Origin of the sequence: Enterococcus sp. DIV0561 (assembly GCF_050539875.1) — a bacterium.
GTDB classification, from domain to species: domain Bacteria; phylum Bacillota; class Bacilli; order Lactobacillales; family Enterococcaceae; genus Enterococcus; species Enterococcus faecalis.
On sequence record NZ_CP172927.1, the window covers coordinates 199,383 to 210,000 of the forward strand.

Sequence of the window (10,618 nt, forward strand, 5' to 3'; positions counted from 1 at the left end):
GGTTCCTCTTTTATTCTAAGGAAGAAAGAAGGGCGAACAATGTTTTGGCAGTTTTATAAACGAGGAAAAGAACAAGGATTTTGGCAACCGCATCAAACAATCGTGGTCGCCGTTTCTGGTGGTGTAGACTCCATGGCCCTTTTGACGTTAATGGAACAGGTGGCAGAAAAAGAACAATTACAATTGGTTGTTGCACATGTCAATCATCAATTGCGAGAAGCGTCGGCACAGGAAGCGCAATATCTCGCTACCTATTGTCAGCAGCGAGAGCTGACGTATTATGAAACACGTTGGGAAGACCTTGAAAAGCAACGGAATTTAGAAGCGAAAGCGCGCACATTTCGTTATGAATTTTTTAAAGAAGTCATGGAAATTGAAGGCGCGGCAGTCTTAATGACGGCACATCATCTAGACGATCAAGCGGAAACGATTTTAATGAAGCTGATTCGAGGGACTAATTTTTCCCATTCCGCGGGCATTAAAGAGAGACGTCCTTTTGCGACAGGGGAATTGATTCGTCCGTTACTCATTTATCCAAAAGAAGAATTGTATCAATTTGCACAGCGCCAAGCATTCGTTTATTTTGAGGATGAAACGAACCAAACCAATGAATATTTGAGAAATCGGCTCCGTAATCAGGTTTTGCCGCTATTAAAGCAGGAAAATCCGCAATTCTTAGATCAGATTGCTTCTTTTAGTAATGAACAACGTTTTGCCCAAGAATTTATTCAGGAACAAATTGAGCCTCAATTATCTGAAGCCGTAGAACCGACCAAACAAGGCTGGCGCATTCCTTTGAAGAGATTATTAAAAGAAACGCCTGCGTACCAGCACTTCTTTTTAACCGCGTTTTTCCAAAAAACATTAGTGCCGTTAGGGGTTTCGTTAAACCAACGCCAGATGACACAAATTTTAAAAGTTTTGAATGATGAACGGCAACCGCAAGGCTCGGTTATGTTAGAACAGCAATGGCAACTAGCTAAAAGTTATGATTGGCTATGCTTAGAACAAAAACAGGCTGCACTGCGAGAAGAAGTTACACATTTATTAGTACCTGGTGCGGGGATTTATTTATCGGAAACCGAGTGGCTAGGATTAATTGCGACAGACAAACCGTTTCCTCTTCCTGAAGAGATTAATCAATGGACGGGCCAGTTGTTGGCAATCCCGTTGACCACAGCCACACCTTTGACCGTTCGTCATCGCCAAAGTGGTGATCGGATTACATTAAAACCAGGGTTTACGAAAAAATTAAGCAGAGTTTTTATTGATCAAAAAGTGCCAAATGAAGCGAGAGAGAGTGCTTGGGTCATTACGGATGAGCAAGAGGAAATCATTTGGGTACCAAAATTTGCAAATTCCTATTTGAGTATTCCTTTAGAAACTGATAAAATACACTACAGACTCCTTTTTAAGACAAAGGAGTAATGCTGAAAGGAGCGCACTATGATAGAAAAAGATATTGAGAAAGTCCTAATCTCCAAAGAAGAAATTCTTGCGAAGTCTGCAGAGCTTGGCAAGCAACTGACAGAAGAATATCAAGGGAAAAATCCTTTAGTGGTCGGTATTTTAAAAGGTGCAGTACCATTTATGGCTGATTTGACTCGTGAAATCAATACTTATTTAGAATTGGACTTTATGGATGTATCTAGCTACGGCAACGCGACAGTTTCTTCAGGCGAAGTAAAAATTGTCAAAGACTTGGACACAAATGTCGAAGGTAGACATATTTTAATCGTAGAAGATATCATCGATAGTGGTCGTACATTAGCGTATTTAGTAGATTTGTTTAGATACCGTAAAGCTGCATCTGTGAAAATTGTTACCTTATTAGATAAACCAGAAGGCCGTGTAGTAGACATTAAAGCTGACTACGTAGGGTTTGATGTGCCCAATGAGTTTGTGGTCGGTTACGGATTAGACTATGCAGAAACGTACCGCAACTTGCCTTATATTGGCGTTTTAAAACCTGAAGTTTACGAATCAAATTAATATCTATCAAGGAATTAATTGTGTTACAATGTAAAGGTCAGGATTGATAAAAGAATAACATGAATTGTAATGATGAGCATAAGGAGGACAGGCATGAACAAAAAGAATAATGGCATGAAAAATGGTTTATACTACGTCTTAGTAGTACTTGCCATGGTCATGGTTGTCTATTTCATTTTTGGAAATAACAACCAACAATCGCCAGACATCGATTACTCAACCTTCCAACAACAATTGGAAGACGGAAAAGTCAAAGACATGACCATTCAACCAACCAATGGGGTTTACCGGATTGAAGGTCAGTATAAAGAAAAACAAGAAGTGAAAGACACAGGTGGTCTGTCATTGTGGGGCTCAACGCAAGCGTCGTCAAAAGGCTTCACAACAACCGTTTTACCTAGTGATACAACCTTAGCTGGCATTCAAGATGCGGCACAAAATAACAAGGTGAAGCTAGTTGTCAAAGAACAATCAACAAGTGGTGCTTGGTTGTCACTGTTGTTTAGTTTCTTACCATTAGTGATTATTTTCTTCTTCTTCTACATGATGATGAGCCAACAAGGCGGTGGTGGTGGCGGCGGTGGCCGTGTGATGAACTTCGGTAAATCCAAAGCCAAAGAAGCCGATAAAAAAGCTAACCGTGTCCGCTTCTCAGATGTAGCTGGTGCGGAAGAAGAAAAACAAGAATTAGTTGAAGTAGTGGAATTCTTAAAAGATCCACGTCGTTTCGCTGAATTAGGCGCACGGATTCCTGCGGGCGTACTATTAGAAGGACCTCCAGGGACTGGTAAAACGTTACTTGCTAAAGCCGTAGCAGGTGAAGCAGGTGTGCCATTTTACTCAATCTCAGGTTCAGATTTCGTTGAAATGTTTGTCGGGGTCGGTGCTAGCCGTGTCCGGGATTTATTTGAAACAGCGAAGAAAAACGCGCCTGCGATTATCTTTATCGATGAAATCGATGCAGTTGGTCGTCAACGTGGTGCTGGTATGGGTGGCGGACACGACGAACGTGAACAAACCCTTAACCAATTATTAGTTGAGATGGATGGTTTTGATGGCAATGAAGGAGTTATCGTAATTGCTGCAACGAACCGTTCAGACGTGTTAGACCCAGCGTTGTTACGTCCAGGTCGTTTTGACCGCCAAATCTTGGTAGGACGTCCAGATGTCAAAGGTCGTGAAGCGATTTTACGTGTTCATGCGAAAAACAAACCGTTAGCTGATGACGTTGATTTGAAAGTTGTTGCACAACAAACACCAGGTTTTGCTGGTGCTGATTTAGAAAATGTCTTAAACGAAGCAGCCTTAGTTGCCGCTCGTCGTAACAAGAAAAAAATTGATGCTTCTGATGTGGATGAAGCCGAAGACCGCGTAATTGCTGGTCCAGCTAAAAAAGATCGCGTGATTAATAAAAAAGAACGCGAAATGGTGGCTTACCATGAAGCAGGACACACAATTGTTGGTTTAGTCTTAAGCCGTGCCCGCGTTGTCCATAAAGTAACAATTATCCCTCGTGGTCGCGCAGGCGGTTATATGATTGCTTTACCAAAAGAAGATCAATTCTTAATGACTAAAGAAGATATGTTTGAACAAATCGTTGGCTTACTTGGTGGACGTACAGCAGAAGAAATTATCTTTGGCGTTCAATCAACAGGGGCTTCAAATGACTTTGAACAAGCAACAGGGATTGCCCGTAGCATGGTAACGGAATATGGAATGAGCGACAAATTAGGACCTGTTCAATATGAAGGAAACCATCAAGTCTTTGTCGGTCGTGATTATGGTCAAACAAAAGCTTACTCAGAACAAGTGGCGTTTGAAATCGATCAGGAAGTTCGCCGTATCTTAATGGATGCTCATACAAAAGCGCATGAAATTATAGAAGCACACCGTGAACAACATAAACTAATTGCTGAAAAACTATTAGAATATGAAACATTAGATGCAAAAGCAATCAAATCATTATTTGAAACAGGTAAAATGCCTGAAGGTGCTGACAGCGACTATCCTAGTGAAAAAGAAGCGCAAACATTCGAAGAAGCAAAACGTGCTTTAGAAGAAAAAGAAGCGCAAAAACAAGTTGAAGAAAAGCAAGACTTTGAAGAAGCGAAAAAAGAATTACATGATGAAGCAGAAGAAGTCAAAGTAGAAAGCGAACAAACAGAAAAAGAAGTCCAATCTGAAGAGAAAAAAGATTCAGATTCCAATTCTGAATATGATCGCAATAACTACGAAGATCGTTATAAATAACCAATTAGTAGAAGGTGCAGTATTTGTCGAGATGACGAATACTGCACCTTCTATAATATTAAGATATTCTATAGAAGGAAGATTATTTGGTTGAAAAAACACCTGATTCCTAGTATTATCTGACTAATGGACAAAAAAGCACCAAGAGAAGAGGAAAAAGAATGGAAGATTATTTAGTAAAAGCCCTTTGCTATAAAGGTTCAATTCGAGCATATGCCATCAGTGCCACTGAAACTGTTAGCGAAGCGCAAAGAAGACATGATACATGGAGTTCTTCTACCGCAGCGTTAGGGCGCACATTGATTGGAGCCCTTTTACTAGGAGCGACTTTAAAAGGTGACGATAAATTAACTGTAAAAGTACAAGGGAATGGCCCAGCTGGCGCTATTATTGTCGATAGTAATGGCCGTGGAGAAACAAAAGGCTACATTAAAAATCCACATGTCAGCTTAAAGTTGAATGCAACAGGTAAAATTGATGTACGTGGCGCTGTCGGTAACGAAGGAATTTTCACAGTCATTAAAGATTTAGGATTAAAAGAAACCTTTTCTGGACAAACACCTATTGTTTCTGGTGAAATCGGTGAAGACTTTACATATTTTATGGCGGTCTCTGAACAAGTTCCTTCAGCTATCGGTTTAGGTGTATTGGTGGACACGGATGAATCTGTGAAAGCAGCCGGTGGTTTTATGATTCAAGTAATGCCAGGTGCCGATGAAAGTACCATTGATTTTATTGAACAGCGTCTAGCGGAAGTGCCACCGATTTCACAATTACTAGAAAATGGAGAAACACCTGAACAAGTCTTGTATCGCTTATTGGGAGAAGACGAAGTAGAAATTTTAGAAAAAATGCCTGTACAATTTAAATGTGACTGTTCCAAAGAAAAATTTGCGACCGCTTTGATTGCCGTTGGGATCGATGAATTAAATGCGATGATTGATGAAGATCATGGAGCAGAAGCAGTTTGTCAATTCTGTAACAATAAATATCACTATAGTGAAGAAGAATTAATTGAACTTCGCGATGAAGCGATTCGCAATACGAAACAAAAGTAGGAGGAAAGACTATGTGGAAAATTGGAGACGTTGAAATCCCCAACCGTGTTGTCGTAGCTCCGATGGCGGGTATTAGTAACGCCGCTTTTCGTGTGACTGTAAAAGAATTTGGCGCAGGATTAGTCGTTTGTGAAATGATTAGTGACAAAGGAATTAAATTAAGAAACAAAAAAACCTTAGAAATGCTATATATTGATGAGCGAGAATATCCTTTAAGTGTACAAATTTTTGGTGGAGATAAAGAAACATTAGTGGAAGCTGCTAAGTTTGTGGAAGAAAATACGCAAGCGGCGATTATTGATATTAACATGGGTTGCCCTGTCAATAAAATAATTAAAGCTGAAGCTGGTGCGAAATGGTTGCTGGATCCGAATAAAGTGCATGAGATGGTTCACGCAGTCTCTTCGGCAGTTTCTTTGCCTGTCACTGTAAAAATGCGAACAGGCTGGGATGAAGATCATCTATATGCTGTAGACAACGCTTTGGCTGCCGAACAAGCAGGTGCTTCGGCAATTGCTATGCATGGTCGAACACGTGTCCAAATGTATGAAGGGACAGCCAACTGGGACGTTTTAAAGGAAGTGAAAAAGCATTTAACCATTCCTTTTATGGGAAATGGCGATGTCAAAACGCCTGAAGATGCTAAACGCATGTTAGAATATGTTGGAGCGGATGGTGTGATGATTGGTCGAGCTGCTTTGGGCAATCCTTGGATGATTCAACGGACGAAAGAATACTTGGAAACGGGCGAATTGATGCCTGAGCCTTCACCAGCTGAAAAAATCAATATTGCAAAAGTTCATTTACAACGATTAGTGGATTTAAAAGGCGAAAAAATTGCGGTCCGTGAGTTTCGCCAACATGCTTCTTACTATCTAAAAGGAATCTCGCGAGCAGCCAAAGTGAAAGTTGCGATTAACCAAGTTGAAACACAACAAGCAGTTGTCGATTTACTGGATGCCTTTGTAGAGAAAATTTCCAAAGTTGCTGTAACTACTATAGAAGAATAAAAAATTCAAGCCGAAAGTAAAATTCGGCTTGCTTTTTTTCGAATTACTGTGGCATTATTAGGATAGGTTAAAATCAAGAATGGAGGAACAACAGTGGCAGAAGAACAACAAGCGCATTTAGAGGATTTAAATGATCAAATGCTCGTGCGCCGCGAAAAAATGGAAGCTTTACGTGAAGAAGGGATTGATCCTTTCGGTAAACGTTTCGATCGCACTCATAATTCAGCAGAACTTCATGAACAATATGATAATCATACAAAAGAAGAACTTAGTGAAATGAATACAGAAGTCAGCGTTGCTGGACGTATGATGACAAAACGTGGTAAAGGAAAAGCTGGTTTCGCCCATTTGCAAGACCGTGAAGGCCAAATTCAAATTTATGTTCGGAAGGACCAAGTTGGAGACGAAGCCTATGAACTATTTAAACATGCTGACTTAGGCGACTTCTTTGGTGTGACAGGTCAAGTAATGAAAACCAATACGGGGGAAGTTACTGTTAAAGCTCAAACAATTACGTTATTAACTAAAGCTTTGCGTCCATTGCCAGATAAATACCATGGATTAACGAATGTGGAACAACGCTATCGTCAACGCTATTTGGATTTAATCAGTAACAAAGAAAGCTTTGATCGCTTCATGAAACGCAGTCAAATTATTAGCGAAATCCGTCGTTATCTAGATGGCAATGGCTATGTCGAAGTAGAAACGCCTGTCTTGCATAACGAAGCAGGAGGAGCTGCTGCTCGTCCATTTATCACACACCATAATGCATTAGATATGGACTTATACTTACGCATTGCCCTAGAGTTACATTTAAAACGTTTAATTGTCGGTGGCATGGAAAAAGTCTATGAAATTGGTCGTGTCTTCCGTAATGAAGGAATCGATACCACTCATAACCCAGAATTTACAATGCTAGAAGCTTACACCGCTTATACTGATTATCAAGATGTGATGGATTTAACAGAGGGAATTATCCGTAATGCTGCGGAAAAAGTCTTAGGAACTACTGATATCACGTACGATGGTCAAGCGGTTGATTTAGGCAGTCCTTTCAAACGTCTACACATGGTAGATGCGGTCAAAGAACAAACGGGCGTAGATTTTTGGCAAGAGATGACGATAGAAGAAGCCCGTGCGTTGGCTAAAGAACATAATGTTGAAATTACAGATGCCATGACAGTCGGTCATATCATTAATGAATTTTTCGAAACATTTGTAGAAGATACATTGCAACAACCAACATTTATTTATGGTCACCCAGTCGCTGTTTCACCATTAGCGAAGAAAAATCCAGAAGATGGTCGTTTCACTGACCGCTTTGAACTATTTATTATCGGAAAAGAGTTTGCTAATGCATTTACAGAATTAAATGATCCGATTGACCAACGTGAACGTTTTGAAGAACAAGAAAAAGAACGGGAACAAGGAAATGATGAAGCACACGGAGTAGATGAAGATTTCATCGAAGCCTTAGAATATGGCTTACCACCAACCGGAGGATTAGGTATTGGGATTGATCGACTAGTTATGTTATTAACCGATGCACAATCAATTCGTGATGTATTATTATTCCCAACAATGAGATAAAAAAAGATGCCTTAAGGGCATCTTTTTTTGTATTCGCAAAAAATTAAATAAAAAAGAATAGAAAAACAATTGAAACCAATTCTTTTTTTCTAAAAAAATCGAAGATGAGTAATAAAAAGAATGGGTAATATGATAAAAAAACGAACTTTATCTAATCGGATAAGAAAGAATAATCGGTATTGAAAAAAAGTTTAAAAAAAGTGAAAATAATGATTGACCAATGCTTGAAATCTTGGTATATTATTACATGTCGCAAGGCGAGTCACACAGCTGAGCGATTCAGAAATCAATAATTAAATAACAATTCTTGATTTCAAATCTCTCGAAAAAAGTTTGAAAAAACAACAAAAAAGTTGTTGACAAATAACAAGCGAGATGATAAGATATAGAAGTTGTCACAACAGACAACAACAACCGAGCAAAACAACTTAAAAAAACTTTTTTTAAAAAGTTCTTGACATTCAAACGAAAGTTTGTTATGATATAAAAGTTGCTGCGAGGTAACGTAGACCTTTGAAAACTGAACAAAGAATAGACGAACCAAATGTGTAGGGCGTCTTGATTCAATTCAAGACAACAAACATTTTTAACAAGCAAGCAATATGCTAGCAAACAAATTGAGCTTAACAATCGCAAGATTGTTCTAACTTTTATTATGAGAGTTTGATCCTGGCTCAGGACGAACGCTGGCGGCGTGCCTAATACATGCAAGTCGAACGCTTCTTTCCTCCCGAGTGCTTGCACTCAATTGGAAAGAGGAGTGGCGGACGGGTGAGTAACACGTGGGTAACCTACCCATCAGAGGGGGATAACACTTGGAAACAGGTGCTAATACCGCATAACAGTTTATGCCGCATGGCATAAGAGTGAAAGGCGCTTTCGGGTGTCGCTGATGGATGGACCCGCGGTGCATTAGCTAGTTGGTGAGGTAACGGCTCACCAAGGCCACGATGCATAGCCGACCTGAGAGGGTGATCGGCCACACTGGGACTGAGACACGGCCCAGACTCCTACGGGAGGCAGCAGTAGGGAATCTTCGGCAATGGACGAAAGTCTGACCGAGCAACGCCGCGTGAGTGAAGAAGGTTTTCGGATCGTAAAACTCTGTTGTTAGAGAAGAACAAGGACGTTAGTAACTGAACGTCCCCTGACGGTATCTAACCAGAAAGCCACGGCTAACTACGTGCCAGCAGCCGCGGTAATACGTAGGTGGCAAGCGTTGTCCGGATTTATTGGGCGTAAAGCGAGCGCAGGCGGTTTCTTAAGTCTGATGTGAAAGCCCCCGGCTCAACCGGGGAGGGTCATTGGAAACTGGGAGACTTGAGTGCAGAAGAGGAGAGTGGAATTCCATGTGTAGCGGTGAAATGCGTAGATATATGGAGGAACACCAGTGGCGAAGGCGGCTCTCTGGTCTGTAACTGACGCTGAGGCTCGAAAGCGTGGGGAGCAAACAGGATTAGATACCCTGGTAGTCCACGCCGTAAACGATGAGTGCTAAGTGTTGGAGGGTTTCCGCCCTTCAGTGCTGCAGCAAACGCATTAAGCACTCCGCCTGGGGAGTACGACCGCAAGGTTGAAACTCAAAGGAATTGACGGGGGCCCGCACAAGCGGTGGAGCATGTGGTTTAATTCGAAGCAACGCGAAGAACCTTACCAGGTCTTGACATCCTTTGACCACTCTAGAGATAGAGCTTTCCCTTCGGGGACAAAGTGACAGGTGGTGCATGGTTGTCGTCAGCTCGTGTCGTGAGATGTTGGGTTAAGTCCCGCAACGAGCGCAACCCTTATTGTTAGTTGCCATCATTTAGTTGGGCACTCTAGCGAGACTGCCGGTGACAAACCGGAGGAAGGTGGGGATGACGTCAAATCATCATGCCCCTTATGACCTGGGCTACACACGTGCTACAATGGGAAGTACAACGAGTCGCTAGACCGCGAGGTCATGCAAATCTCTTAAAGCTTCTCTCAGTTCGGATTGCAGGCTGCAACTCGCCTGCATGAAGCCGGAATCGCTAGTAATCGCGGATCAGCACGCCGCGGTGAATACGTTCCCGGGCCTTGTACACACCGCCCGTCACACCACGAGAGTTTGTAACACCCGAAGTCGGTGAGGTAACCTTTTTGGAGCCAGCCGCCTAAGGTGGGATAGATGATTGGGGTGAAGTCGTAACAAGGTAGCCGTATCGGAAGGTGCGGCTGGATCACCTCCTTTCTAAGGAATATTACGGAAATACACATTTCGTCTTTACTTTGTTCAGTTTTGAGAGGTCTACTCTCAATCAAATAAGTTCGGGGCCTTAGCTCAGCTGGGAGAGCGCCTGCTTTGCACGCAGGAGGTCAGCGGTTCGATCCCGCTAGGCTCCATTGATAGCTTTTGCTATCAGATTCGTTCATTGAAAACTGGATATTGAAGTAAAAAGAATCAAAACAAACCGAGAACACCGCGTTGAATGAGTTTTTTAATAAGTTCAATTGCTTATTTATTGATTAACCTTCTATCGCTAGAAGAAGTGATCAAGACCCAACCGTAAGGTTGATAAGGTTAAGTGAATAAGGGCGCACGGTGGATGCCTTGGCACTAGGAGCCGATGAAGGACGGGACTAACACCGATATGCTTTGGGGAGCTGTAAGTAAGCTATGATCCAGAGATTTCCGAATGGGGGAACCCAATATCTTTTATAGGATATTACTTTTCAGTGAATACATAGCTGATTAGA

Annotated in this window: 6 protein-coding genes, 1 tRNA gene and 2 rRNA genes (1 of these 9 running past the window's edge); all 9 read left to right on the top strand. The window is 41.6% G+C overall.

Annotated features, from left to right (window positions below):
- The first annotated feature begins 39 nt into the window (after positions 1 to 39).
- Entirely contained in the window at positions 40 to 1,428 is a 1,389-nt protein-coding gene (gene tilS, locus IGM13_RS00970) for a tRNA lysidine(34) synthetase TilS (protein ID WP_010816266.1), read from the top strand.
- Between the two features lie 18 nt (positions 1,429 to 1,446).
- Positions 1,447 to 1,992: a hypoxanthine phosphoribosyltransferase gene (gene hpt / locus IGM13_RS00975; RefSeq protein ID WP_002356260.1), complete on the top strand. Its 546-nt coding sequence runs from the start codon at positions 1,447 to 1,449 to the stop codon at positions 1,990 to 1,992.
- Between the two features lie 93 nt (positions 1,993 to 2,085).
- On the top strand, positions 2,086 to 4,242 hold the full coding sequence (gene ftsH / locus IGM13_RS00980; protein WP_002363441.1) for an ATP-dependent zinc metalloprotease FtsH: 2,157 nt from the start codon (positions 2,086 to 2,088) through the stop codon (positions 4,240 to 4,242).
- 161 nt (positions 4,243 to 4,403) lie between these two features.
- Positions 4,404 to 5,300, top strand: a complete 897-nt coding sequence (hslO, locus tag IGM13_RS00985) for an Hsp33 family molecular chaperone HslO (RefSeq protein ID WP_002359370.1) — start codon at positions 4,404 to 4,406, stop codon at positions 5,298 to 5,300.
- An 11-nt stretch (positions 5,301 to 5,311) separates the two neighbouring features.
- Positions 5,312 to 6,310: a tRNA dihydrouridine synthase DusB gene (gene dusB, locus IGM13_RS00990; protein WP_002356263.1), complete on the top strand. Its 999-nt coding sequence runs from the start codon at positions 5,312 to 5,314 to the stop codon at positions 6,308 to 6,310.
- 93 nt (positions 6,311 to 6,403) lie between these two features.
- Positions 6,404 to 7,900: a lysine--tRNA ligase gene (lysS, locus tag IGM13_RS00995; RefSeq protein WP_002359372.1), complete on the top strand. Its 1,497-nt coding sequence runs from the start codon at positions 6,404 to 6,406 to the stop codon at positions 7,898 to 7,900.
- A gap of 651 nt (positions 7,901 to 8,551) precedes the next feature.
- A 16S ribosomal RNA gene (locus tag IGM13_RS01000) occupies positions 8,552 to 10,112 on the top strand.
- Between the two features lie 79 nt (positions 10,113 to 10,191).
- A tRNA-Ala gene (locus tag IGM13_RS01005) sits at positions 10,192 to 10,264 on the top strand.
- Between the two features lie 176 nt (positions 10,265 to 10,440).
- A 23S ribosomal RNA gene (locus IGM13_RS01010) occupies positions 10,441 to 10,618 on the top strand (it continues 2,735 nt past the right edge of the window).
- Together the 16S and 23S rRNA genes with 1 tRNA gene alongside form the textbook arrangement of a ribosomal RNA operon.

Bases quoted from the DNA above. Each gene is read 5' to 3' on its own strand.
- tilS (WP_010816266.1), top strand. From the start codon at position 40: ATGTTTTGGCAGTTTTATAAACGAGGAAAAGAACAAGGATTTTGGCAA.
- hpt (WP_002356260.1), top strand. From the start codon at position 1,447: ATGATAGAAAAAGATATTGAGAAAGTCCTAATCTCCAAAGAAGAAATT.
- ftsH (WP_002363441.1), top strand. From the start codon at position 2,086: ATGAACAAAAAGAATAATGGCATGAAAAATGGTTTATACTACGTCTTA.
- hslO (WP_002359370.1), top strand. From the start codon at position 4,404: ATGGAAGATTATTTAGTAAAAGCCCTTTGCTATAAAGGTTCAATTCGA.
- dusB (WP_002356263.1), top strand. From the start codon at position 5,312: ATGTGGAAAATTGGAGACGTTGAAATCCCCAACCGTGTTGTCGTAGCT.